General features: G+C 61.1%; 22 protein-coding genes. 6 read left to right on the forward strand and 16 right to left on the reverse strand.

Annotated features, from left to right (window positions below):
* A partial coding sequence (locus tag BN1136_RS14955; protein ID WP_043808812.1) for a bifunctional ornithine lipid synthase OlsF occupies positions 1–1,433 on the reverse strand: 1,433 nt, incomplete at its 3' end.
* A gap of 105 nt (positions 1,434–1,538) precedes the next feature.
* On the reverse strand, positions 1,539–2,765 hold the full coding sequence (gene pepT, locus BN1136_RS14960) for a peptidase T (RefSeq protein WP_043761740.1): 1,227 nt from the start codon (positions 2,763–2,765) through the stop codon (positions 1,539–1,541).
* Between the two features lie 1,056 nt (positions 2,766–3,821).
* Between pepT and speA the strand changes: the two genes are divergently transcribed.
* Complete coding sequence (gene speA / locus BN1136_RS14965; protein ID WP_043761739.1) at positions 3,822–5,723, forward strand: biosynthetic arginine decarboxylase; 1,902 nt, start codon at positions 3,822–3,824, stop codon at positions 5,721–5,723.
* A 261-nt stretch (positions 5,724–5,984) separates the two neighbouring features.
* Here the strand turns inward: speA and BN1136_RS14970 are convergent, their stop codons facing one another.
* Positions 5,985–6,275 (reverse strand): hypothetical protein, encoded by a 291-nt coding sequence (locus BN1136_RS14970; protein ID WP_043761736.1) that lies wholly within the window; start codon positions 6,273–6,275, stop codon positions 5,985–5,987.
* A gap of 164 nt (positions 6,276–6,439) precedes the next feature.
* A complete protein-coding gene (locus BN1136_RS14975) occupies positions 6,440–8,518 on the reverse strand; it encodes a putative bifunctional diguanylate cyclase/phosphodiesterase (protein ID WP_043808835.1) in 2,079 nt (692 codons plus the stop codon).
* 573 nt (positions 8,519–9,091) lie between these two features.
* Here BN1136_RS14975 and BN1136_RS14985 point away from each other — a divergent pair.
* Positions 9,092–9,679 (forward strand): histidine phosphatase family protein, encoded by a 588-nt coding sequence (locus tag BN1136_RS14985; RefSeq protein ID WP_043761688.1) that lies wholly within the window; start codon positions 9,092–9,094, stop codon positions 9,677–9,679.
* 95 nt (positions 9,680–9,774) lie between these two features.
* Here BN1136_RS14985 and BN1136_RS14990 read toward each other — a convergent pair whose 3' ends face one another.
* Positions 9,775–10,224, reverse strand: coding sequence for a very short patch repair endonuclease (locus tag BN1136_RS14990; protein WP_043761685.1), 450 nt, complete (start codon positions 10,222–10,224; stop codon positions 9,775–9,777).
* Positions 10,225–10,292: 68 nt separating this feature from the next.
* Here BN1136_RS14990 and BN1136_RS14995 point away from each other — a divergent pair, with 68 nt between their 5' ends.
* On the forward strand, positions 10,293–11,873 hold the full coding sequence (locus BN1136_RS14995; protein WP_043761682.1) for a DNA cytosine methyltransferase: 1,581 nt from the start codon (positions 10,293–10,295) through the stop codon (positions 11,871–11,873).
* Positions 11,874–12,009: 136 nt separating this feature from the next.
* Here BN1136_RS14995 and BN1136_RS15000 read toward each other — a convergent pair whose 3' ends face one another.
* The 3 genes from BN1136_RS15000 to BN1136_RS20280 are packed head-to-tail and all read right to left on the reverse strand — an operon-like array spanning position 12,010 to position 15,544.
* The gene (locus BN1136_RS15000) at positions 12,010–12,735 is read right to left on the reverse strand and encodes a hypothetical protein (protein WP_152552632.1); all 726 of its coding nucleotides are present in this window, start codon (positions 12,733–12,735) and stop codon (positions 12,010–12,012) included.
* Between the two features lie 2 nt (positions 12,736–12,737).
* Positions 12,738–13,511 (reverse strand): hypothetical protein, encoded by a 774-nt coding sequence (locus BN1136_RS20275; protein ID WP_152552631.1) that lies wholly within the window; start codon positions 13,509–13,511, stop codon positions 12,738–12,740.
* Positions 13,508–15,544 carry a hypothetical protein gene (locus BN1136_RS20280; protein ID WP_152552630.1) on the reverse strand — a complete coding sequence of 679 codons (2,037 nt, stop codon included), beginning with the start codon at positions 15,542–15,544 and terminating at the stop codon, positions 13,508–13,510. The genes BN1136_RS20275 and BN1136_RS20280 overlap by 4 nt, the downstream gene beginning before the upstream one ends.
* A gap of 425 nt (positions 15,545–15,969) precedes the next feature.
* Between BN1136_RS20280 and BN1136_RS15015 the strand changes: the two genes are divergently transcribed.
* Positions 15,970–16,338 (forward strand): VOC family protein, encoded by a 369-nt coding sequence (locus BN1136_RS15015; RefSeq protein ID WP_043761674.1) that lies wholly within the window; start codon positions 15,970–15,972, stop codon positions 16,336–16,338.
* Positions 16,339–16,499: 161 nt separating this feature from the next.
* Here BN1136_RS15015 and gdhA read toward each other — a convergent pair whose 3' ends face one another.
* The gene (gene gdhA / locus BN1136_RS15020) at positions 16,500–17,846 is read right to left on the reverse strand and encodes an NADP-specific glutamate dehydrogenase (protein ID WP_043761671.1); all 1,347 of its coding nucleotides are present in this window, start codon (positions 17,844–17,846) and stop codon (positions 16,500–16,502) included.
* A gap of 520 nt (positions 17,847–18,366) precedes the next feature.
* Here gdhA and rluF point away from each other — a divergent pair.
* Positions 18,367–19,386 carry a 23S rRNA pseudouridine(2604) synthase RluF gene (rluF, locus tag BN1136_RS15025; RefSeq protein ID WP_043761669.1) on the forward strand — a complete coding sequence of 340 codons (1,020 nt, stop codon included), beginning with the start codon at positions 18,367–18,369 and terminating at the stop codon, positions 19,384–19,386.
* Between the two features lie 102 nt (positions 19,387–19,488).
* Here the strand turns inward: rluF and BN1136_RS15030 are convergent, their stop codons facing one another.
* Both BN1136_RS15030 and BN1136_RS15035 read right to left on the reverse strand, forming a co-directional pair.
* The gene (locus tag BN1136_RS15030) at positions 19,489–20,727 is read right to left on the reverse strand and encodes an MFS transporter (protein ID WP_043761667.1); all 1,239 of its coding nucleotides are present in this window, start codon (positions 20,725–20,727) and stop codon (positions 19,489–19,491) included.
* On the reverse strand, positions 20,720–21,223 hold the full coding sequence (locus tag BN1136_RS15035) for a nucleoside deaminase (protein WP_043761664.1): 504 nt from the start codon (positions 21,221–21,223) through the stop codon (positions 20,720–20,722). The genes BN1136_RS15030 and BN1136_RS15035 overlap by 8 nt, the downstream gene beginning before the upstream one ends.
* Before the next feature lie 120 nt (positions 21,224–21,343).
* Here BN1136_RS15035 and BN1136_RS15040 point away from each other — a divergent pair, with 120 nt between their 5' ends.
* On the forward strand, positions 21,344–22,204 hold the full coding sequence (locus BN1136_RS15040; protein WP_043761661.1) for a LysR family transcriptional regulator: 861 nt from the start codon (positions 21,344–21,346) through the stop codon (positions 22,202–22,204).
* A gap of 27 nt (positions 22,205–22,231) precedes the next feature.
* Here BN1136_RS15040 and BN1136_RS15045 read toward each other — a convergent pair whose 3' ends face one another.
* The 5 genes from BN1136_RS15045 to BN1136_RS15060 all read right to left on the reverse strand — a co-directional run bounded on the left by BN1136_RS15045 (position 22,232) and on the right by BN1136_RS15060 (position 24,599).
* Positions 22,232–22,699, reverse strand: a complete 468-nt coding sequence (locus BN1136_RS15045; protein WP_043761660.1) for a GyrI-like domain-containing protein — start codon at positions 22,697–22,699, stop codon at positions 22,232–22,234.
* A 24-nt stretch (positions 22,700–22,723) separates the two neighbouring features.
* Positions 22,724–22,879 carry a pleiotropic regulatory protein RsmS gene (gene rsmS / locus BN1136_RS19985; protein WP_081843784.1) on the reverse strand — a complete coding sequence of 52 codons (156 nt, stop codon included), beginning with the start codon at positions 22,877–22,879 and terminating at the stop codon, positions 22,724–22,726.
* 70 nt (positions 22,880–22,949) lie between these two features.
* Positions 22,950–23,420 (reverse strand): acyl-CoA thioesterase, encoded by a 471-nt coding sequence (locus BN1136_RS15050; RefSeq protein WP_043761657.1) that lies wholly within the window; start codon positions 23,418–23,420, stop codon positions 22,950–22,952.
* 28 nt (positions 23,421–23,448) lie between these two features.
* Positions 23,449–23,748 (reverse strand): hypothetical protein, encoded by a 300-nt coding sequence (locus BN1136_RS15055; protein WP_043761655.1) that lies wholly within the window; start codon positions 23,746–23,748, stop codon positions 23,449–23,451.
* Entirely contained in the window at positions 23,745–24,599 is an 855-nt protein-coding gene (locus BN1136_RS15060; protein WP_043761653.1) for a DMT family transporter, read from the reverse strand. Before BN1136_RS15060 ends, BN1136_RS15055 begins: the two co-directional genes overlap by 4 nt.
* Between the last annotated feature and the right edge of the window lie 56 nt (positions 24,600–24,655).

Genomic DNA, 24,655 nt, shown 5'->3' on the forward strand with positions numbered 1-24,655 from the left:
GGGCGGCGGGAGGGGGCGAGCACCAGCTCGGGGGCAAAGTGCTGGCGGTAGAAGCCCACCAGCAGATCCTTGGCCGCCGGGGGCAGGCTGCCGGAGAGGGTCACGGGCCCGAACAGGTAGCGGTACTGGGGATAACGGGCCAGATAGGCACCGATGCCGAACCAGAGGTAATCGAGCCCCCGCTTGCCCCAGTAGGCGGGCTGGATGAAGCTGCGGCCAAGCTCGATGGCCTGTTCCAGGCGGGGCAGCAGCTTCTCTTCGAAGCCGAACAGGGTGTGGCTGTAGAGGCCGTCCAGCCCCTTGCTCGCGAGGCGCTCGGCCACCGGGGCGAAGCGATAGGCTCCCACGATGTCGAGCCGGGCCGGATCCCAGAGAAGGAGGTGGTGGTAGTCATCGTCGAAGGCGTCGAGATCCCGCCGCCGCCCCGAGCCTTCCCCCACGGCGCGAAAGGCGATCTCCCGCAGCCGGCCGAGCTCGCGCAATATGGTCGAGTGGCTCTGCTCGTGGCGGCGATAGAGCAGGATGCGCTGGCCGTCCGGGGTCTGTCCGAGCAGCTCGCACCCGTCGATGGCCAGTTTCAGCTGGCGGCGATCCTCCGGCAGGGCGATGGGGGCCTCGGTCTGCAGTCGCCCCTTCTTCCCCTTACCGAGGCGATAGAGGTGGCTGCGCACCAGGGCGGCAGCGCTCTTGGGGGCGAGATCCCCGAGGCTCTGGGGCGGAATGCGCTCCCCCAGGGTGAGGGAGAGGCGCCGCCCCTGCTGGCGAAACAGCTGCTTGACCAGCAGCAGGCCGGCCCAGTCGTTGTTGAGCCAGGCGGCGAGATAGAAGGAGAGGCCGTTGCGCCCGTTCAGGTGCACCGGCACCAGGGGGGTGCGGGTGCGCCTGGCCAGTTTGATGAAGCCTCCCTGCCAGGGGCCGTCCTTCACCCCCTTGGGGCCGAGCCGCGATACCTCGCCGGCGGGAAAGATGATGAGGGCCCCCTCCCGGGCCAGGTGCTCCCCCATGGCCAGGATGGCGCGCCTGTCCGTCTTGCCCCCCAGGTTGTCCACCGGCAGCAGCAGGGGGCGCAGGGGGGCGAGCTCTGCCAGCAGCCGGTTGGCCACTATCTTGACGTCCGGGCGAATGCGGCCGAGCAGGCGCAGCAGGGCGAGGCCGTCCAGGGAGCCGATGGGGTGGTTCGCGACCAGGATGACCCGGCCACTGGCGGGGACGTTCTCGAGCTGCGCCTCGCTCACCCGATAATCGAAGTCGAGCTCGGTGAGGGCCTGCTCGACGAAGTCGAGACCGCGCAGGTGGGGGTGGCGCTGGGCAAAGCGGGCGAAGGCCTCCTCGTGGAGCAGCCAGCGCAGTCCTTGCCGGAGCAGGGGACGGATGAGGGGTTGGGTGGCGAGCCGGGGCAGGTGTTGCCCCAGCAGGGTATCGACGTCGAACATGGGCAAGGCTCCGCTGAACTTTGCTCAAGCTTCCCTTCCCTGCGTTCCCGCCGTGTGGCAGCGCCGTGACGGTTTGATGACGGGGCGAACCCCGTCCTCAATCCCTTACTCTGCCCGCCAGGCCGAGGTGAGGCGCACCAGCGCCACCAGGGTGGCGACCGCCTTCTCCATGGATTGCAGGGGGATGAACTCGTGCTTGCCGTGGAAGTTATGACCCCCCGTGAAAATATTCGGGCAGGGCAGCCCCATAAAGGAGAGGCGGGCGCCGTCGGTGCCGCCGCGGATGGGTTTGATCTTCGGGGCCACGTCGGCGGCCTCCATGGCGGCCCTGGCCAGTTCGACGATGTGGGGATGGGGCGCTATCTGGCTGCCCATGTTGCGGTAGCTCTCCGCTATCTCCAGGGTGATGCGCGCCTTGGGGGCGTCGAGCTGCAGGGAGGCGACCCGCTCCTTGAGCTGGGCCTGGCGGGCGGCGAAGCCCTCGTCGTCGAAGTCGCGGATGAGGTAGTGCAGGGTGCTCTCCTCCACAGTGCCCTCCATCCGGGCCAGGTGGAAGAAGCCCTCGTAGCCCTCGGTACACTCCGGGGTCTGTTCGGGCGGCATGGCAGCGTGGAAGCGGGCGGCCAGGGTCTGGCTGTTGATCATGCTGCCCTTGGCGGTGCCGGGGTGGACGTTGTTGCCGACGATGCGCACGGTGGCGCTGGCGGCGTTGAAGTTCTCGTACTCGAGCTCCCCGAGCTCGCCGCCGTCCACCGTGTAGGCCCACTTGGCCGGGAAGCGCGCCAGCGGGAAGCGGTCGGCGCCGCGGCCTATTTCCTCGTCCGGGGTGAAGCCTATCCAGAGATCGCCGCGGGGGATCTCCGGGTGGGCCTGCAGGTATTCGACGGCGGTGAGGATCTCGGCGATGCCCGCCTTGTCGTCGGCACCCAGCAGGGTGGTGCCGTCCGTGGTGATGAGATCCTGTCCCAGGTAGTTTTTCAGGAAGCGGTACTGGCGGATGGCCAGCACCTCGTCCCCCTTGCCGAGGCAGATGTCACCCCCCTGGTAGTTCTCGACAATCTGGGGCACCACATGCCGGGCCTCGTAGTCGGCGGTATCCATGTGGGCGATGAGCCCGATGGCGGGCGCCTCCGGCTGGTTGCCCGGCAGGCAGGCGGTGAGGTAGCCGTGCTCGTCCAGAGTGACCTGGGCCAGCCCCATGGCGGTCATCTCGTCGAAGAGGGCGCGGGCGAAGACGAGCTGCCCCTCGCTGCTGGGGCAGGCGGGGTTGGTAGCGTCGGAGCGGGTGTGGAAGGTCAGATAATGGAGAAAACGCTCAAGCAGGGTGGTCATTGGCAGGCCTCGGGTCACGGAAGAGGATCCATTGTGGCCAAGATGCTCACGACGCTTATTGCGTCAGCGCAGCTTTTGATGACTTTATCGGAAGCAGGAGAGGGCGAGGGCGGAACCGGCGGGGGCCTTTGGGTATCTGGATGAATAAAAATTCCAAAATAAAAACTGGTTAAGCATATGCGAAAGCCCTGAATTTGCCCCTGGCCCAGCATTGGCGAGGGGTGGGGGAAAAAGGGCGGATCACCCGTTATTTTCAGGGCTTATCCAGACCGGACTCATACCCCGCCACCCCAGAGCCCGCCTCGCTGGCAGCGAGATCTGCCCCCCCGACGAAAACCCGTTTTTTAACACGATTTTTTATTGTCACTGGCGGCGGTAAGTGTGTACACTCCGCGCCGATCCGAGGGTAACCCTGAGCAGGCAGAGGCCGCCAGACACCCGGAGGGTCACACGCCTATAGGGCGAGGCACGCAGAAACGACAGACACTGCTGGGGAATGGTTTCTTTAATACCGGTTAGGCTCCGGTATCAGGGAGAACAACGGACTCTCATCTTTCGGCTGACCGAGTGAGCCAACGGCTCATCATCTTCCCTTGTCATGGGCGGTCACTGGAAATGGGTTGGCTGTGGTGGTCGTCGTCTATCAACACCTTGCGTGCTGACGTCTTCCCTTCTCTTCCTTGGAACCCTCTCCTGTCCGTCGGGAACGCTGCCGAATGATGAACAAACGGCGTGGCTGATGCCGATTGTCATCAAAGTACCGCGGCGCCCCGTTAAGGTGGCACCGCATACCGTTGAGCTTGATGTAAAGCCACCAGCCCCACATCAAGACTCGTTACTTCCCAAGATCCACCAGGCAGCCTTGGCTTGCCGCGATGTGCAACAGATTAACCGGGGTGACCGGGCCACGGCGAGGCAGACAGGCCGCCGCCGAGTGTGCCGTCACGCACCGGGCAGGCAGGCCACTCTGGCCCGCCCCATGTTGCCATCGATGGTCTGGATGTGATTGAGGGTAACGAAGGCGGCCCACGGCCGCTCATTTGCGAGGCATAGCCCATGACTAACTGGTCCAGCAAGGACTCCTTGAAGGTCTACAACGTTCCCTACTGGGGTGCGGGTTTTTTCAATATCAATGACGCCGGTCATGTGACCGTTTCTCCCGACAAGTCTCGTCCCGAAGCGCAGATCGTGCTGTCCGAAGCCATCGAGCAACTGCGCCAGTCCGGGCTGACCACCCCTGTGTTGCTGCGCTTCCCCGACATCCTCAAGAGCCGGGTCGACGCGCTGTTCAACGCCTTCGGTCAGGCCATCGAGAAGTCCGGCTATGAAGGGGACTACCTGTGTGTTTACCCCATCAAGGTGAACCAGCAGCGTCGCGTCATCGAGACCATCAGTCAGTCCTACAGCGACAAGCCCCGGCTTGGGCTGGAAGCAGGCTCCAAACCGGAGCTGCTGGCCGTGCTGTCCCACCACCATGAGCAAGGGTCCGTGATCGTCTGCAACGGTTACAAGGACCGGGAATACATCCGCCACGCCCTGCTCGGCAACCTGATGGGCCACAAGGTCTACATCGTGGTGGAGAAGCCCTCCGAGCTGGAAATGGTGCTGGACGAGTCAGCTCGCCTTAACATCAAACCCAATATCGGGGTGCGTGCCCGACTCGCCTCCACCGGCTCCGGCATGTGGGAGTCGAGCGGCGGCTCCATGTCCAAGTTCGGCCTATCCGCCTCCCAGATCCTGGCGCTGGTCGAGCGCCTGCGCAGCCTGGGCAAGCTGGACTGCCTGCAACTGCTGCACTTCCACCTGGGCTCCCAGATCGCCAACATCCGCGACATCCAGGGCGGCATCCGCGAGTGCGGCCGCTTCTACGCCGAGCTGTGCCGTCTGGGCGCCAAGGTCGAGGTGGTGGACGTGGGCGGTGGCCTGGGCGTGGACTATGAGGGCACCCGCTCCCAGAGCCACTGCTCCGCCAACTACAGCCTGTCCGAGTACGCCAACAACGTGGTCTGGGGCATCGGTGACGTGTGCCGCGAGTTCGACCTGCCGCACCCGACCATCATCAGCGAGTCCGGCCGTGCCCTGACCGCGCACCACGCCGTCCTGGTCACCAACATCATCGGTGCCGAAGGGGTCGAGGTGAACGACATCAGCGCGCCGGATGAAGACGCGCCCACCATTCTGCAGAACATGTGGAAGGGCTGGCTGGACCTGCGCGGGGAAGATCCCTCCCTGCTGGAGATCTTCCACGACTCCGTGGCGGATCTGGCTGACGTCAACACCCAGTACACCATGGGTCTCTTGAACCTCGAGCAGCGCGCCTGGGCCGAGATGCTGCACCAGAACACCTGTCTGGCACTGAAAGAGCTGCTCAACCCGGTCAACCGCAACCACCGCGCCCTGGCTGACGAGCTCTCCGAGAAGCTGGCGGACAAGTGCTTTGCGAACTTCTCTCTGTTCCAGTCCCTGCCGGATGCCTGGGGCATCGGTCAGGTGTTCCCGGTGATGCCGCTCTCCGGCCTCGAGCGCCCGCTCACCCGCCGCGGCATCCTGATGGACATCACCTGTGACTCCGACGGTCAGGTGGAGCACTACGTCGACGGTCTGGGGGTGGAAAGCACCCTGCCGATGCCGGAGTACGGTGAGAACGAAGAGTGCCACGTCGGCTTCTTCCTGGTGGGCGCCTACCAGGAGATCCTCGGCGATCTGCACAACCTGTTCGGTGACACCCACTGCGCGGAAGTGTGGCTGGACGAGGAAGGCAGGATGGACATCCGCAACGTGGTGCGCGGCGACACCGTCGACCAGCTGCTGCGTTACGTCAACATCGACCCGTCCGTGATCCGCGAAAACTACCAGCGGATCGTCTCCCACCCGGCGCTGGACGATGCGACCCGCAAGGCCCTGCTCGAAGAGCTGGAGCTGGGTCTGCAAGGCTACGCCTACCTGGAAGACGAATAAGCCCTGGCTTGTTCGCCCCGTCGGTGAACACACAAAGACGGGAATAAAAACGGCGCCTCAGGGCGCCGTTTTTGTTGTGCGGCTTTAAGGGGGGGGGCGAAGGGCTTGCGCACGGGATGTGCCCTCGCACCAGGCGTATCTGCCCTTGGAACCCGCCAGCGAAGAGGAGCTAATCGCCATGTTCCGCCAGCTCGCCCGCCGCCAGGGGGCGTCTCTCGTAGCCATCGACACGCTGCCGACGGCCAGGGTTTCTCGGTGTATTCAGTTGCCCCGCTTGTATCCTCGCAGCATCTTGCCCAGCTCCTGCAGGGCGACCATGGCGCCGTAGCCGGCATCGGACTTGCCCACCTCATCGGCGACATAGAGAAAGTCTGACTTGTACTTCTCTACCGCCTCCGTCGGGTTGGCGGCATCGATAAAGTCCTCCTGCACCTCGAACCCTTGCGCGAGCAGCGCCGACTTCTCGGTCAGAAAGCTGGGGGATGCCATGTCGATATAGGTGTATTGCTGCCGGTTGGAGGCCGGCACGCTGAAGAACTGGTATCTGGCCATCTGTTGCTCCTGATGTGAACTGCCTTGTTGCGATAGGGAAAACACGCAGGCAGCCCCGTTTGACGGGACGGCTGGTAGCATTTGAGTCGCCCTATCGCAGCCTACCCAGAGTCGAGGCAAGGTGCAATCGGTGAACACGGGATGGGCGCAGATAGGGGGGAGGTTCAGGCGGGCACGCTGTCTGGGATTGCCGCCTCGGCGCGGCAGTGCGTCAGCAGCTGGTCGCCCGTCATGGGACGCCCGAGCAGATACCCCTGCAGGGTGTCACAACCGAGCAGGGTCAGCAGGGCGCGCTGCTCCTCGGTTTCCACCCCTTCGGCCACGATGCGCATCTCCAGGGCCTGGCCCAGGGCGATGATGGCGCCGATGATGGTGGCATCGTCCCCCTGTGGCGCCAGCGTGGTGACGAAGCCCCTGTCTATCTTGAGCTCGTTGGCGGGGAAGCGCTTGAGGTAGAGCAGGCTGGAGTAGCCGGTGCCGAAGTCGTCGATGGAGATGCCAAGCCCGAGCTCGGCCAGGCGGCTGAGGATGGCCAGGCTCTCCTCGGCGTTCTCCATGGCGGTGGTTTCGGTGATCTCCAGGGTCAGGTGACGGGCCTCCAGCCGATGGCGGGCGAGGGCGGATTCCACCTCTTCCAAAAGGCCAGGGCTGGCCAGCTGTATGGTGGAGAGGTTGACGGCCACGCTCCAGTCCGGGTGCCCTGCATCCCGCCACCGGCTCATCTGGCGGCACGCCTCGTCGATGACCCAGTTGCCGATGGGAATGATGAGTCGGCTCTTCTCCGCCAGGGGCAGGAAGCGGGCCGGCGAGATGGCCCCCTGCTGCGGGTGTTGCCAGCGCAGCAGGGCCTCGGCACCGACCACCTCGCCGCTGCGGGCGGCGTATTTGGGCTGGTAGTGCAGGACGAGCTCCCCCCGCTCCAGGGCGTGTTGCAGCTCCTGTTGCAGCAGGAACTGCTGGTGGGCGTTGGCGTTCATGGCGCTGTCGAAGTAGTAGTAGTCGTTGCGCCCCCGCTCCTTGGCGTAGTACATGGCAGCGTCGGCGTTGAGGGTCAGCTCGTGCAGGCTGGTGCCATCCTGGGGATAGACCGCAATGCCGATGCTGGCGGTGATGTGCAGGCTGTGGTGCTCCCACTGATAGGGCTGTGCCAGGGCGGCCAGCAGGCGCTCGGCGAAGGCCGTGGTCTGGCCGACATCCCCCGGCGCCAGGGCCAGCACGAACTCATCCCCCCCGAAGCGCGAGGCGGTGTCATTGGGGCCAAGCAGCGCGGAGATCCGCTCCGCCACTTCGACCAGCAGCAGATCCCCGGTGTGGTGGCCGTGGGCGTCGTTGATGATCTTGAAGCCATCGAGATCGAGAAACAGCAGGGAGAAGCTGCGCTGGCTGTGCTGACACTCCTGAATGCGCTGCTCCAGGCGGTCGGCGAACAGCAAGCGGTTGGGCAGCCGGGTCAGGCTGTCGTGCAGCGCCAGCTTGAGCAGCTCGTTGTGGGCCTGGTGGAGGGAGGTCGAGAGGCGCGCTGCGTGGGCATCCAGCATGGAGAGGACCAGGGCGATGGCGAACACCGCCAGGGTCACGATGATGACCACGGTCGCCAGCCACTGGGTATCGAGCCCGGTGTAGAGGGCGCCGCACAGGCTCCCTTCCGGAAACTGGGCCGCTGCCATGCCGGTGTAATGCATGCCGATGATGGCGGCCCCCATGACGAGGGAGGCGCAAGCCTTGCTGAAGAAGGCGCGCGGGCTGCTGTTGCGCAGCCTGAACGCAATCCAGAGGGCGGCCCCCGAGGCGAGCACGGCGATGAGGATGGAGAGGACGAAGAGCCCTCTCTGGTAGTGAATGCCGGGCATTATCTTCATGGCCGCCATGCCGATGTAGTGCATGGTGGCGATCCCGGCCCCCATCAGCACGGCCCCGAACAGGATCCGGCCCCAGGGGAGCTGGGGGCGGCTCACCAGCCAGAGGGCGAAGGCAGACGAGCCGATGGCCGCCACCAGGGAGAGACCGGTGAGGGGGAGTTCGTAGCCGAGCGCGATGGGCAGGTTGAAGGCGAGCATGCCGATGAAGTGCATGGACCAGATACCGAACCCCATGGCAAAGGCGCCCCCCGTGAGCCACAGAACGGCGGCCCTTCCCTGGCTCTGGCTCACCCGGCTCGTCATGTTCAGCGCCGTGTAGGAGGCGAGCACCGCCACCAGGATGGAAAAGAACACCAGATCCTGGCTGTAATAACTGTCGAGCATGGGGTGGGTCGCGGTCACATTCATCTACTCTGGGGTGAAAAACGGCCTGCACCATGGCCGGATAGAGGATCGAATCGGGTTGGCGATTGTACACCAGGCCCCCCCGGGAGGAGCCAGTGATACCTGGTGAAATGGCCGCGATATCGCGGCGAAAAGGCCGTTTTTCTGCCGTATTGGCGGCCTTCCCCCTTTGTTCAGAGCGGTTTGGGTTCCAAACATCCCCGCTCTAAAGGCAGGGGTTAGGCGAGGGGGGCTGATGGGCGGTCCCGCGACGCCTTGATTCCCGGCGCAGGACTCCTGACGCCTGGTACCAGAGGACGTGAGATGGGGGTCGATACCCATGGGCCGGGGACGTTGCTGGTCATGGTGCCTGGCAGATCTGTTCTCAGCGCGATGATCCCTCCCTATCGTGCCCTCTTGCTGGACGCCGCCATGACGCGCCAGGGAACCACCAAGGCGGGCCACCGCCTGGCGGCGGATGGTCGTCTGCCCCGTATGAGGCTTTGATGCCCCGGCACATCTGTTATCATGCCCCCTCATTCTTGTTATCTCATTGAGCTTGTTGGAGAAATCATGCCCCGTATCCTCTATCTGCTGCGCCACGGCCAGACCCGCTATAACGCCGAGCTGCGGCTGCAGGGGCGCTGCAACTCCGAGCTGACCCCCAGGGGGGAAGCCCAGGCCCTCGCCATGGGGAACCGGTTGAGTGAATTGGTGGCAGAGCCCGCCGACTGGACCCTCTACGCCAGCCCCCTCGGCCGGGCCCGGCAGACGGCAGAGCGAGTGTGTCAGCAGCTTGGCTTGGACCAGGAGCGCATCGTCTGGGACGAGCGGCTGGTGGAATTAGGGATGGGGGAGTGGGAGAGCCGCCGGGTGCCCGAACTGCTGGCGGCCCACCCCGAACTCGATCTGGAGGAGCCGGACTGGTATCTGCAAGCCCCCGGTGGGGAGAGTTTTGAGAGCATTCAGCGCCGGGCCCGGCAATGGCTTGAGGACGAGCACATTGCCGAACAGGCCATCGTGATCTCCCACGGCCTGTTCGGCGCCATGCTGCGCGGCGCCTATGCGGATCTGGACTACGCCACCACCTGGTTGCAGGAGCTGCCGCAGGACGCCTTCTTCAAACTGAGCGGCGGCCGTATCGAGCGGATCCCCTGCTGACCACATGAAAACGGCCCGCCCTGTGTGGGCCGTTTTGGAGCGCAGGGGAATTTTCGAGACGCTGATAAGGGGCATTATGCTTCCTGCCAGACAATTTAGTCTTTTGGATAGTCAGGCCAGCTTAGCGATGTTGTGGTCCCCCTGATGATGGGGGGCAGCCACTCCACAGTGGTCTCATCCATTCCTTTCAAGCCGCATTCCCAGATCTTGAATACTCTCCAACCAGCCTGGATCAGCATGTATTCCACTTTTTCATCGCGGATCATGTTGGCCGTAAACTTCTGCAGCCAGAACGCGGTGTTGCTCTTTGGAGTGGCTGCATATGAACAATTGAGGTGACGATGCCAGAAGCAACCATGAACGAAGATGCAGAGCTGATAGCGTGGAAGAACGATGTCGGGTGTGCCGGGAAGATCTTTCACGTGCAATCTGAAACGAAAGCCCCGGGCGTGGAGATATTTGCGCAGCAGGATTTCGGGGCGGGTATTCTTGCTCCTGATGCCTGACATCATCACGGAACGGGTTGATGCATCAACAACATCCATGCTTTCTCTTCCTCGAAGGCACGCTTCCTGGTATCTTTACGGCCTGATCAAAAACACAGTAATTCGACATGACCATTTTTTCACCACCCATCCCCGTCGTCGACCTGTTTGCCGGTCCTGGCGGCTTGGGTGAGGGCTTCTCCTCTCTCAATGATGGCAAGGCATTCGAGATCCAGGTTTCCGCAGAGAGGGATCCTGTCGCTCGCCAGACATTGAGACTTCGCGCGTTCTACCGGTTGCTCAAGAATCACAGGCCAGAGTTCATTCAGGACTATTACCAGTTCTGCAATGGTGCTGCCGAGAATCCGGTCACGGAAAAAACCATGGATCTCTGGGAAAAAGCGGAAAGAGAGGCGCTGTGTCTGGAGATCGGCAGCGAAGAAGGCAACAAAAGGCTTGATCAGGCGATAGCCAAGGCTTTTGAAAACAAGAGTGAATTACTGCCTTGGGTGTTGATTGGCGGTCCTCCCTGTCAGGCCTATTCCATTGCCGGACGTTCAAGGAACAAAGGTAAATTGGATTATAAGCCGGAAGAGGATCATCGTCATTTCCTCTATAAAGAGTATCTGCGGATTATCCAGAAGAATCGCCCAGATATTTTTGTCATGGAGAATGTCAAGGGGATATTGTCTTCAAAGATAAATGGAGACTTTATTTTTCATCAAATTCTCCGTGACTTGGCCAGTCCCAATGTGGCCCTAGAGATGCCTGATGACGGTCTCAGATACAAAATAGTCTCCTTGGTCAATGACGAAGTATTCCAGGATGGTGATGACCCCAAATTGCTCGATGCCAAGAAGTTCATCATTCAGGCCGAAGATTATGGTATTCCGCAGGCCCGTCACCGTGTGATACTTCTGGGCATTCGCAGTGATCGTGTTCGCACTGAGCTTTCAGAACTGCCAAAGCTGTCAAAGTCAGACACCGTGACAGTCAAGCAGGTCATCGGGAACATGCCTGCATTGCGAAGCAAGCTCAGCAAGCAGAGTGATTCATACCTGAATTGGGAGTCTTCGGTCAGAGAAGAGCTGATGTCACTTAGCATGTCCGCACAAAGGGGTCCGAGGGATATAATGCCTCTTTCAGCAAGATTGACTATAGCAGCAGAGCATTTGAATGCACAAGAAACAGGTGGATTGCGCTGGACCAAATCTGATGAGCTAGAGGGCTCCACTGGAATTAGTGAGTTAGACAGTTGGTATTCTGATCCCAATCTTGATATCTGGTTGAATCATGAAACGAGGGGACATCGAATCGATGATCTGGGGCGCTATGGATATGCTGCATGTTTTTCAGAAGAGTATTCCCGTTCACCCAAAGGCCATACTGATTTTTGCCTACCAGGACTTGCTCCAGATCACAAAAACTGGGAATCAGGCCAGTTCTCTGACAGATTCAGGGTGCAACTGGCGGATGCTCCGTCTACTACCATAACCAGTCATATTGCGAAAGATGGGCATTACTTTATCCATTACGATCCAAAACAGTGCCGCAGCTTGACAGTAAGAGAAGCCGCACGTTTGCAGACATTCCCTGACAATTACTTCTTCCATGGAGGAAGAACACAGCAGTATCATCAGGTTGGGAATGCGGTCCCCCCTTTGCTCGCAAAAAAAATAGCTGAAATTGTATTTGATATACTTACATAATATAATCCTCATATAGAAAATTGATGTTACTAATTAACGCTATTTAGCATGAGTGTTGTAAAAAACTTTAATGTAAAAAGCGATTTCGTGAAGCGTTTAACGCTTCACGAAATCGACATCATGAATATTTATGGTGTTACATAAATTTTCTAAAGTCATTTGGTAGCATTTTAGCTAAAATATCACACCCTAACTCTTCGATATCATATGTCAGGTCCAGCTGTTCAAGGACTGTAGAAAGACGTCTTGGAGCACCACCATCCTTCCCGCCACTACCTTTCTTCAATTTTCCTTGAGCCTCATCGAAATAGAGTTTGGTGACTAAGGTCATAATTCCAGTACTAAGTACAATCCACTTTCTCGACATCATTTGTTCAAAGACTTCACCAGTTTTGTTTACCGGAATACCAAGAACAGCTTTGAGACATTCGGGGTTGTCACTGTGAGCACGGTAAGCTAACCAAAGCGGGGCCATTTTCTGTCGGTAGACTTTACGCCAGTTTCCTGGCTCATATATCCATAGAGCGTACTCGCCTATCTGACCCTTGCTACCAATGAACTTGCTGGCATAGTTGAGAGTCAACCAGCTCCAGAAACCTTGATCGGCTTCCAAGGATTCCTCATCCAGCTTTGCGGACTTGACTGCCAGATCAATGGCTCTTGCCAGTTGCAACTTTGTTTCGAATGCAGAAGGGCTGAATATATCTGTAGAAACTGGTTTTCCCCTGATTTCGGTAAATGCAGGACTATCCATCAATTCAGGAGGGACTGGCGTTGATGGGTTATGGCGAGCTTGATCAAGCCAAGCACGCATTTGTTCAATGCCGTCTGGGTTAAATGCCCGCATCTGAAATATTTCCATTATCAATACTCCAACGTCAGGAAGTTAATTAATCGATCACGCAGTTTCTTTTCTCTACAAAATCCAGTAGCCGCTTTTTGTGCCCAATCATCAATTTCTTGATGATCACCGTTATTAGGATATGAGACGCCTACCCATTTCTTTCCTAGAGCCAGCCATGTTGTGGTCTCTCCTTCGTCAGTCGTTACTTCATCATCCTTACCTGCGTCCTGCTGGGCATGAGCTTGGTACACTAGGATGGCTCTGACTACACCAGGAAGAAGAGCAGACAGGATAGGACTTGCTTTGAGTTCCTGTTTGGTGCCTAGATTGATGTCGAGCACTAGTGTCGGAGTATCATCCATATTTTCCAATTCCCAGACGCCACCTTGTAGATCACGCATTTTTATGGGAAGCAAAGATCGTTGTGGTGCTTCTCCGTCCCCACTGTTGTGAGCCTCCACGTTTTCTGCTGTTGCCAGCAAGCGGCAGGACTTCGGTTCAACAACAAGCACACGAAAGCGTACATCTTCGGGATCGCCCATAGCGCTAATATCAAACTCGGAGTCTGAACCGTCGATAGTAAATGCTTTTCCAGCATATCCCCAGTCGTTTCGCAGGCGCATAACGCGCCCTCGCTCAGCCTCAACAACTATCAAGGCATCAGGTCTCAGTCCATATCCTGCTAGTCTGAGGTGAACATTGCAAATAATGGCGTTGTCACGAGGTTCAATGGTGACTTTGACATCTTCTCTAAAGATCTTGGCTCGGCCTGTAAAATTAAAACGGCGACTCATTCCGTTATCTCCACAATGTCATCCTCCCCAATGGGAGTCGAACTGATTTTAATTATTAGGTCACGATTGAGGTCCGCTGGTTGTAAAATAATTTCAAAATCAGGTTTACTTACTTGAAAAACCAAACTTCCATAATCACCACTCTCGATCAGTGTGCTACTTGTGACGACTCGGAAACCGCTTTTATCATCTATCCCATTTTCAGCTGCTTGTTTTAGGTCAAAGTCGAATTTCGAGTGAGTTTTAAAAGGATTACGGCCATGAATATCATATGCTGCTTGGAGGACCAGTCGGTAACCTTCTTTATTGGTGAACCCATCTGGGTTGCCAGTGAGATATATTTCTCCTGCGGATTGCTTGAGCCGCCAGCAGCGCGGTGTAGGAAGTGGAATATTCGGGTCGTCTGGCTTGGTTGTTTTATGTGTTTTTTTATCGTCCTCGCTCAGTACTTTGTTACATTTTGGCTGTAGAGGTGAATTATTTGATGGATACGGGAGCAGATCGGCTAGCAGGTTGTGATCTGGTTGGTCATCTTCACTAGATAACTTGTCGATGAGTTTGTGTACACTTTCGCGAACGAAGGGAATTAGTTTATTTGCTGCGTAGTACCGGGGCTCTCTAAATTTATCACGACTGGCTTTCCAGTCTGTGTGTGCGGGGCACTCGGCTCGTCGCAGCGCTTCTGCGATTGCGTTATTTGATGTGTAAATTAAACCAATACAGTCAGGAGCTTTTCTGCGAGTTGGTTGGTTGGGTATGATCAGTCCATCTCGTACATATATAGGGTAATGACGCCCAGACTTCCTCTTGACCAGTACATCAAACTCACACGCTACAGGGTCACCTTTGGCCGCTATGATGATCATGGGCACCTTGAAGTGCACTACACGGTTATTCTCTAGCGCTGATTCGATATCCTGTGGGGGCAAGTCGGTTTGGTAATTTGACCAGTCGTAATCCAGAGTATCTTGGTCGTGCTTATGAATGACTTTAACCTCCAAGGGATTTACTTGTCCGAGTCGCAGTAAATTTCTTGCTAATTGAATCGCCTCTTGGAGCTGGTCATCTTTTGGGGCAACCTGAATGAGCGTAGAGAAGCTGCTTGAGTCAAAGCGCTGATAGTTGTCGTTATTATGATCTCGCAGTTCAATTACTAGGTCTCCAGCCAATATAGGAATGAAGTATTCCTTGGCGATAACCGCTGCTAACCGCTCTAGAGTCAAATATTTTTCATACGCCCATGGAATGATCACACTCAAACCAGGTTCATCTACTCGGCGCAATCGGAAGTCTTGCCTTAATCGCTCTGTAACCATGTCACTGGTAAATGGGATTTGTAGGCCATCTTTATCTTGGCTTAACCAGCCGTCTGGAGTATATCTCACACCATTAATCTCGTGGTGCCTTAGAATAGTTTGTCCTATTAGGTGCATACCAGTCTCGGATGCACGTCGAGTAATAGCAAAGAAAGTACGGATTCGACTAGAACGAGGTATTACGATCTTACCAACCCCCCAACTTCCCCGTTCGCCATCTTTCTTATTCGAGAGCCCTTCAGCTCTGAAAAAGTGGTAGAAGTTTCCACCGACCTGAGGATCGACAGAATCAATTTTCCCTTCAAGCCCTTTGGTTCCAAAGTCTTCAATCGCAAGGTAGATGCACTCTTCCGCCCCCCAGTTCGGTAGGCTCGCCAATCGAATTTCCTTTGCTGAATAATGATCTTGTACCTCTTTGGGAAACCAGAAGTTAGCATTGTCAGCTGAAAGTTTGCCCAGAGAAAGAGTCACTAGGACTGGATCATCACTCAGTCGTGCATCCAGAGAGTTCTGAATTGTTTCACGGACCAAGGCATGCTCGAGCCCTTCGATGGACTGATCTTGGAAAAACTCATCCTGCATCGGGTCTCGCGCTTTGGCTCCTAAAGGCTGTTTCAAAAATTTCCACTGTGGTTGTTCAATCATCCCGTTCCTCTCAAAAAGCAGGTTTATTGGTAAAAATATTTTACAGTTTGAAATCGCCAGATGACGTGCCATCGGCATCGCCTAAGCGAGACGTTACCCGATCCAGTTCCTTATGGTGTGCTTTGAAGATTCCTCACCGGTAAAACAATGCGCATTCCTATTCGAAAGCCTATCAAAAGGATCTCATGCAGAGATCCATTTACGCGTTGCTCGACAAGACGAAAAAATCTTCACTTTTTATCAATCATAGAAACCTTGTAGGTTTTAAATATTTCATGAATTTTTATGAAGTATCTTTATGTGTCAAGACTATATCTCTAAAATTATCATGGGAGTTGTGATAGGTCACGCTTGCTCGCGGTAGTCGCTAACTGGTCTGATATGACTTTGTCAAAGAGTTGCTTAGGTTTGTGCCTGCACTTGGAGGTACATCTGCCGACACTCTTGTATGAGCAGCAGACAATTTCTGGTGGAAAGTACAATCACTAGGAGGAACCATGATCAGCCATATCGACCATCTGGTATTGACGGTGAGCGACATCGAGCGGGCGGTGGCGTTTTACAGCGGTGCCTTCAAGATGGAGCCCATCACCTTCGGCGAGGGGCGCCGGGCCCTGCGCTTTGGCAACCAGAAGATCAATCTGCAGTTGCTGGGGCAGGAGCCGCGCAACCGGGCGCAGGTGGGGTCGGGGGATCTCTGCCTCATCACCCGCTGGCCCCTGGATCAGGTGATGGCCCAGCTCGCGAGTCAGGGGGTCGAGATAGTGGAGGGGCCTGTGATGAAAAGCGGTGCCTGCGGTCCCATCGAGTCGGTCTATTGCCTGGACCCGGATCAGAACCTTATCGAGATCAGCCGCTATCGCTGAGCCCCGCCGCCAGGCGAGTTTCTCTGTGGAAGGGGGCTTAGCCGCAATCGCGACCAGCGGGGCACTGAGCAAGCAGTGCGGGATGGTGGGTCCCCAACACAACGGCAGCCAAGGCTGCCGTTGTGCTTGAAGCCGCTGTTGCAGGCGGCGTGACGGGGAGCCTAGCAGACCCCTTGCGCCAGCATGGCGTCGGCCACCTTGACGAAGCCGGCGATGTTGGCGCCACTCTCGTAGTTCACATGGCCCGCCTCGTCCTCGCCATAGCGCACGCAGGTGGCGTGGATGCTGGTCATGATCCCCTTGAGGCGGGCGTCCACCTCCTCCCGGGTCCAGGAGAGGCGCTGGGCGTTCTGGCTCATCTCGAGGCCTGAGGTAGCGACGCCCCCGGCATTGGCGGCCTTGCCCGGGGCAAACAGCACGCGGGCCTCGTGGAAGACCCGGATGGCGGCGGCACTGCTCGGCATGTTGGCCCCCTCGGCCACGAGCCGCACGCCGTGCTCGACCAGCAGCCTGGCGTCCTCTTCCCCCAGCTCGTTCTGGGTGGCGCAGGGCAGGGCGACGTCTGTCGCCAGATGCCAGGGGGTACGGCCATTGAAAAATTCCAGCCCGAGCTCATGGGCGTAATCCGCCACCCGCTTGCGCTCTTCGTTCTTGAGTGCCATCAAGCGGGCCAGCTTCTGGGGGGTGAAGCCCTCGGGGTCATAGACGGTGCCGCCGGAGTCGGAGGCGGTGATGACCCGGGCGCCGAGGGCCATCGCCTTCTCGATGGCGTACTGGGCCACGTTGCCAGAACCCGATACCGAGACCCGCATGCCGTCGAGGGATTCGCCGCGCTGGGCCAGCATGGCCTCTACGAAGTAGAGCAGGCCGTAGCCGGTGGCTTCCGGACGGATGAGGCTGCCGCCAAAGGAGAGTCCCTTGCCGGTGAAGACGCACTCGGCGCTGTTGGTGAGCTTCTTCATCATGCCCGCCATGTAGCTCACCTCGCGCCCGCCGACGCCAATGTCGCCGGCCGGTACGTCGGTGTTGGCCCCCAGGTGGCGGTGCAGCTCCAGCATCAGCGCCTGGCAGAAGCGCATCACCTCGCCCTCGCTCTTGCCCTTGGGATCGAAGTCGCTCCCCCCCTTGCCGCCCCCCATGGGCAGGGTGGTGAGGGCGTTCTTGAAGGTCTGCTCGAAGGCGAGGAACTTCAGCACCGAGAGATCCACCGAGGGGTGGAAACGCATGCCGCCCTTGAAGGGGCCGATGGCGCTGTTGTGCTGCACCCGGTAGCCGCGGTTCACCTGCACCTGCCCCCGGTCATCCACCCAGCTCACCCGGAACTGCACCAGGCGCTCCGGCTCCACCAGGCGCTCCAGCAGGCCGTGCTGCAGGTAGCGGGGATGACGCGCCACATAGGGCCAGATGGAGGCGATCACCTCGCTCACGGCCTGGATGAACTCGGGCTGGTGGGGGTTGCGACTGGCCACCTGGGCCAGGAAGGCCTCCTGGGAGAGGGGGTGATGCATCTTTGACTCCTGTCGTGAACGATGAAATTGGCGTCCTGCCTGCGAGGGGAGCCTGGCCGTGGCGAGCAGGAAAGAGGGGATCTCGTCCTGCCCGGCGGCTCGTGTCGTCTCCCGTCATCGGCGGGGAAAAGATAATTCGCGATGACTAAAATCTTTTTATGCATTTTTGCTAGATAAATATCAAGGATTGGTTTGTCTCTTTTGGATCTTGTTGGCGGCCTTGTCGCCGGCGGCAGGGGGAGGCGCCGTTGTGGTATAGCGCCCTTCGGTACGCGGTTTGGCACAGCGCCGATACCTCATCACGGGGGCCGCGAGGCCACGGCGAAGTGGCGGACAGGGGGCAGGAGGCACACTCCGGCAATGGCAACCGGGCAAGGAGGAGGGCAATGTGCTACTGTAGCGGCGTTTTTTGCCGAACATGCAGGGCACAGGCCCTTTTTTCCATGGAGTTGTATGCAGACGAACCCGACCACACGCCAGCCAGCCATCCCGACAGCCCTTGCGACCCGGGAGGTGCCCCATGCTGGCCGATGAATCCATGCGCCTGAACAAGTACATCAGCGAGAGCGGTATCTGCTCGCGCCGGGAGGCCGATCGTTTCATCGAGCAGGGCAACGTCTTCATCAACGGCAAGCGGGCCGGGGTGGGGGATCAGGTGTTTGCCGGGGATCTGGTCAAGGTGAACGGCCAGGTGATCGAGCCGCGGGAGGCGGACAGCCTGGTCTTCATCGCCCTCAACAAGCCGGTAGGGATCGTCAGCACCACGGAGGCGGGGGAGAAGGACAACATCGTCGACTTCGTCAACCACAGCACCCGCATCTTTCCCATCGGCCGCCTCGACAAGGATTCCCAGGGGCTCATCTTCCTCACCAACCACGGGGATCTGGTGAACAAGATCCTGCGGGCGGGCAACGATCACGAGAAAGAGTACCTGGTGACCGTCGACAAGCCGGTGACGGACGAGTTCGTCAGGGGGATGGCGGCCGGGGTGCCCATCCTCGGCGCCGTCACCAAGAAGTGCAAGGTGAAGAAGGAAGCCCCGTTTGTGTTCCGCATCACCCTGGTGCAGGGGTTGAATCGCCAGATCCGCCGCATGTGCGAGCACTTCGGCTTCGAGGTGACCAAGCTCGAGCGCGTCCGCATCATGAACGTCAGCCTCAAGGGGCTGCCGGTGGGGGAGTGGCGAGATCTCACCGACGACGAGCTGATCGAGCTGTTCAAGCTCATTGAGGACTCCTCCTCCGAGGTGAAACCGGCCAAGGGGGCGCAACCTGCCAATGCCCAGGGTGGCAAACCCAAGGCGCAGGCGGCCTCAGCCGGCAAGGCTGCACCGGGCAAGAAGCCGCGTCGAAGCGACGATCACGAGATCGGTGGCCGTCCCAATGTGCCGGGCCCGGAAGCATTCGAGAAGAAGAGCCCCGCAGGCAAGGGGGCAGCCGGCAAAGGCGGTGCTGGCAAAGGCGCACCGAGCAAGGGGGGCAAACCCGCCCCGGGCAAGCCGCGTGCCGGCCAGGGTGGGCGGCAGAAGAAGGGACGCTAAGCGCCCCGCCCTTCCCCGCATCAGCATTGAACACACCGGCCTCTGGCCGGTGTGTTGCTTTTGGGCTTTGTCTCCCGCGAGGGCTTGCGGCCTCGCTGGGGGTCAGGCAACCCCCTGGCTGCGGGCCAGTGGCGCGCTGCTCTCTGCCTCGCTCTGGGGCAGGCCCATCGCCCCGGGGTAGCGGCGCGGATCGAGGCGCATCACCAGCAGGCTCATCAGCACCAGGCCCCCCAGCTGCCACTGCCAGGCGGCGGCAAAGTCACCGCTTACGTGGTGCAGGCGCGCCGCGACCCAGGGGCCGGTGGCCGCCACCATGAAGCCCACCCCCTGCATCAGGGCGCAGAGGGCGCCTGCCCGGCGCGGGTCGGGCAGGTGATCCAAGGCCATCACCATGATGAGGGAGAAGCTGCCCCCAAGCCCTGCCCCGCACAGCAGGCACCAGAGGAGGGGGGCGCTGGTCGGTGCTATCCAGAGACCGGCAAAACCGCCCATCTGCATGGCGATGGCGAGCGCCATCCAGGGGCGCCTGTCGAGCCTGCGGGCCGCCAGCAGCGGCAGGCCGAGGCCGCTCGCAGTCTGGGCCAGGGCCAGCCAGGCCACCAGCTCGCCCCCCTGCTGGGCACTCCACCCCGCAGCCATGTAGGCCGGTGCCAGCCAGGCCACGACGATGCCATAGCCGCTGTTGATGATGCCAAAGCAGGTGATGAGCAGCCAGCTGCGGGGCAGGGTGATGAGGCGCTGCTCCCCCCCGCTGGCGGCAGGTCTGGCCGTGGCGGGCAGGCGCACCCGCCAGGCGAGCCAGGCGAGGGCCAGCAGCACCGGCAGGCCCCAGAGTGCCAGGGCCCGGGACCAGTCGAGGTACACGGCGAGCCTCGGGGTGAGCACGGCCCCGAGCGCCCCGCCCCCCATCATGCAGGCGGAGAAGATCCCCATCACCAGCGGCACCCTCTGGGCGAAACACTGCTTGATCAGGCCGGGCAGCACCCCCTGCACCAGGGCCGAGCCCAGGCCGCACAGGGCGGCGCTGGCGATGAGCAGGGCGCCGCTCGTCAGATCGACGCGCAGGGCGCTGCCGAGAGTCAGCAGCAGCAGGGCCGCCGCGAGCAAGGGGTGCGGGCCCGTGCGGCCAAGGAGCGCCGGGGTGAGCAGCACGCCGACCCCGATAAGCCAGAGCGGCAGCAGGGTGACCCAGGCCAGCGCATCCATGCCGAGGGCCAGACGGGCGTCTATCTGGGGCGCCAGGGGGCCGATGGCGGTGAGAAAGGGGCGCAGGTTGAGGGCGATCAGCACCACCAGCACCAGCAGGGCGCCGCTGCCAGGAGCGATGAGGCGCTTATTCATGGGGCTGGGGACCGTAGAGAGCCTCGGCCGGGATGGGGCTCGCCAGCTTGATGAGGGGCAGGGGCGGCGGGGCCAGGGGCAGGCGCAGGGCGGCGTAGGCGGCGCTGCTGTCGAAGCCGAAGGGGGCGGCGTCGGCATTGTCGAAGGCGTAGTAGACCGCCTGGATGCCGTTCATCACCAGAGCGCTCAGGCACATGGGGCAGGGGTGGCCGCTGGCATAGACGATAGCCCCCGCAAGCGGGCCCTGGCGGCTCCCTTCCCGTAGCGCTTCCAGCTCTGCGTGGCGAGTGGGGTCGCCGGCTTCCAGCATGCGGTTGACGGCGCTCGCCACCAGCTGGTTGTCTCGCACCAGCAGGGCGGCGAAGGGGCGGCCCCCTTGCTGGCGGTGGGTCAGGGCCAGGTGCAGTGCCTGCTCCAGCCACTCCTGATGGCTGGGGGCCGAGAGGGCGCTGAGGGAGTTGACGAGGCGGGCTCCGGATTGGGTCGAGAGTGGCATGGGGTCATCCTGGCAAAATGGGGGATGGCCGCAGCCTAGAGGGTCGCCATTCCATTTGGAAATTAAATGATAAAATGACTTTCAGTGATTTTATGAATGGAGTGACCCGTGGAGAGGCCCATGCTGGATCCCCAGCTGCTGCAAAGCTTTGTCGCCATCGTCGAGACCGGCAGCTTCACCCGCGCCGGCGAGCGCGTTCATCTGACCCAGTCCACCCTCAGCCAGCAGATGCGCCGCCTGGAGGAGCAGCTCGGCTGCACCCTGCTCGATCGCTCCGGGCGCCGGGTGGTAACCACGGCCCAGGGGGAGACCCTGCTCGGGCTGGCGCGCCAGATCCTGGGGCTGCTGGTTCGGGCGAGCGAGCGGGTGAGGGAGGCGAGCCTGCCCCTGCGCCTCGGGGTGCCCGAGGACTTTGCCGCCGGCGTCATGACCCCGGTGCTGGCCGCCTTTGCCCGCCAGCATCCCGAGGTCAGGCTGGAGGTGCAAAGCGGTCTGAGCCACGGCCTGTGGCAGGCCTTCGAGGCCGGGGGGCTGGATCTGGCCTTGATCAAGCAGGGGCGTGGCCAGGGGGAGCCCGTCGCCCGCTGGCGCGAGCCGCTCGCCTGGGTCGACAGCCGCGACTGGCCCGCCGCCGGACGCAGGCCGCTGCCCCTGGCCGTGTTTCCGAACGAGGGGCTCTACCGGCGCCAGATCACCGACGCCCTGGATGGGGAGGGGGTCCCCTGGCGCATCGCCTATGTGAGTGCCAGCCTCGCCAGTTTGCAGGGGGCTGTGAGTGCGGGCATCGGCGTCAGCCTGCTGCCCGCCCGCCTGGTGCAACCGGATCAGGTGGTGCTGAAGGACTGGCCGACGGTGACGGCGGTGGAGCTGGCCCTGCATCAGGGGCCGGGGGCGAGCGAGCCGCTCGCCAGGCTGGGGGAGGCCCTGATCGCCCTGTGTGACGAGGTCATGGGAGAGGGGGGCGCCCTCAGGCCCCGTTGATGCCGGGCTGATGCTCGGGCTGGGTCGTCAGGTCAGGATCTGCCTGGGGACGATGGCGAGCCAGATCTCCACCTCGCCGCTGCCCGTGGTGGGGTCGAACCCGGCGCCGTAGCGCTCGAAGTCCGGCTTGTGGGCGGACTCCCAGCTGGACCGGGCCAGCCAGTCGAGGGCGGCCTGCCAGGTCCGGGGCAGGGTGGAGACATGACCCTGATGGAGGAAGACCGCGTAGTGCTGGGGCGTGATGCGCATCCGGCCGAGCCCGGTGGGCAGCACCTCCAGGGCGCTCACCTCCACCGCGCACATGTATTCGCAGGCCGTTGCACTGGCGCCGCAGATGACGCCGTAGGCGTATTCTCCGAGCTGGCCTGGCAGGGGGCCGAAGGCATCGAACTCACGCCACTGGCCGCCGAAGTCGGCGTGCTGGAATGCGTGGTGACGGCGCAGACCGCCAAGCAGCATGGTGCTGCCGGTCTCGAAACGGATGGGGTCTGACATGGCACCTCCTGGCAGGTGAAAGGATCAGAGCTCCCGGCCTTCCCTCAGCTTGCGCTCATAGTCCTGGCGGACGATGGCGAGCGCCGCGAGGGCGAGCTCGGGGGCGATTTTGTTGGTCTCCAGCAGCTCGATCAGATCGACGGCGAGCTGCACCTCGGCGGGGGCGGTTTCCAGTGACATCGTGTTCTCTCATGGGATGGCAAAGACGCCATTATACCCTCGATGACCCGGGACACACGCCCCGCGCCCGTCACAGGTGCTGGCGCATCTCCTTGTCGAGCTCCTCGCGCAGGGCCATCAGCTTTTTGGCGTAGAGCTGCAACTGCCGATCGCTCTCGCTCACCGGCTGCCACTGGGGCACTGGGGTGGGCTTGCCGTGCTCGTCCATGGCCACGAAGATGATGATGCAGTGGGTGGTCTTGCGGCGCTCGGGGTCGGTGGGGTGGCGGCTGTAGACGTCCACCGCCAGGTGCATGCTGGTGGTGCCGGTGTGGATCACCTGGGCGTGCACCTCCACCAGCTGGCCTATCTGGATGGGGCGCAGGAAGCGGATGCCCCCCACGTAGACGGTGACGGCATAGCCGCTGCACCAGCCGGCGGCGCAGGCATAGCCGGCCTGATCGATCCACTTCATCACCATGCCGCCGTGCACCTTGCCGCCGAAATTCACGTCGGCGGGCTCGGCCAGAAACTGCAGGGTCAGCTCGCGGGGTGGGGTCATGTGTTCTCCTCTGTGGGTTGTCCAGGCATCACTGCCGGTAACTCTTGCGGTAGGCCTCGGCCTGCTGGCAGGGGGGCAGGTTCGAAAAGTCGGGGCGCTTGTTGCCCTCCCGCTGGCCAAAGCTGGCGAATTCCTGCTGGCAGCGGGTCGCCTTGCCCCCCTCCTTGATGCAGGCGTCGATGCGCTGCTGCCTGCCCTGCACGATCAGCTGCTGCTGGGCGTTGAGGCAGGCGCGATCCAGTCCGGCCTGGTGGGTTTCCCTGTCCTGTTCGGCGGCGAGCAGGCCGCCCGACAGGCCGCAGGCGAGTAGCAGTATGACAATCTTCATGATGGTTTGTCTCCCGTTGGGGGGCGTCCCGCTATGACCAGGGCTATCCCCCCCAGGATGCCCAGCGATGACAGTGACAGCCGCCAGGACCAGGACTCATCCAGCAAGAGGAGGCCGGCCATGGCGGCGAGCAGTGGCACCAGCAGTTGTACGCTGGCGGCCAGGGTACGCCCCAGCTGGGGCAATACCCGATACCAGAGCGCATAGCCAAGGCCTGAGGCCAGCGCCCCCGAGGCCAGGGCGTAGCCGATGGCGGTCGGGCTGGCCTCGAGCCGGCCCAGCAGCAGGTAGATCAGGGCTGCGGGCAGGCTGGCCCGCAGGAAGTGGCCGGCGTTGGCGGCGAGGGCGTCGGCAAAGCGCGGCGCGCGCAGGGTATAGCAGGCCCAGGCGATGCCGGCGGCGATCATCAGGACGGCCCCCAGGGGATCGGGGGCCGTGATGCCGGGCAGCAGCAGCAGGATCAGCCCGGCGGCGGCGATGAGCAGGCCTGTCCACTGGAGGGGAGGCAGTTGCTCCCCGCGCAGCAGGGGCGGGGCCAGCATGCTGAGCTGGACGGCGGCGAACAGCAGCAGAGCCCCGGTGCCTGCGGTCAGGGTCAGGTAGGCAAAGGAGAAGGCGGCGCCATAGGTGACGAGGGCCAGGGCGCCGCCCCAGTCCCCCTGGCGGGGCGGCTGGGGGCGGCGGGCCGAGCAGAGCAGGATCAGCACCAGGGCACCGCTGGTCAGGCGCAGCAGGGTGAACAGCGCCGGATCCATCTGCTCTTCAAACAGCGCCAGGCGGCAGAGCACCGAGTTGGCGGCGAAGGCCACCAGCGTCAGCAGGGTCAGGAAGAGCAGGCGTGGCAGTGGCATTTATTCACCTTGAGTTCAGTGGCCGCGCACCAGCATGAGGCAACATGCAATGAGGA

Origin of the sequence: Aeromonas taiwanensis (assembly GCF_000820165.1) — a bacterium.
GTDB classification, from domain to species: domain Bacteria; phylum Pseudomonadota; class Gammaproteobacteria; order Enterobacterales; family Aeromonadaceae; genus Aeromonas; species Aeromonas taiwanensis.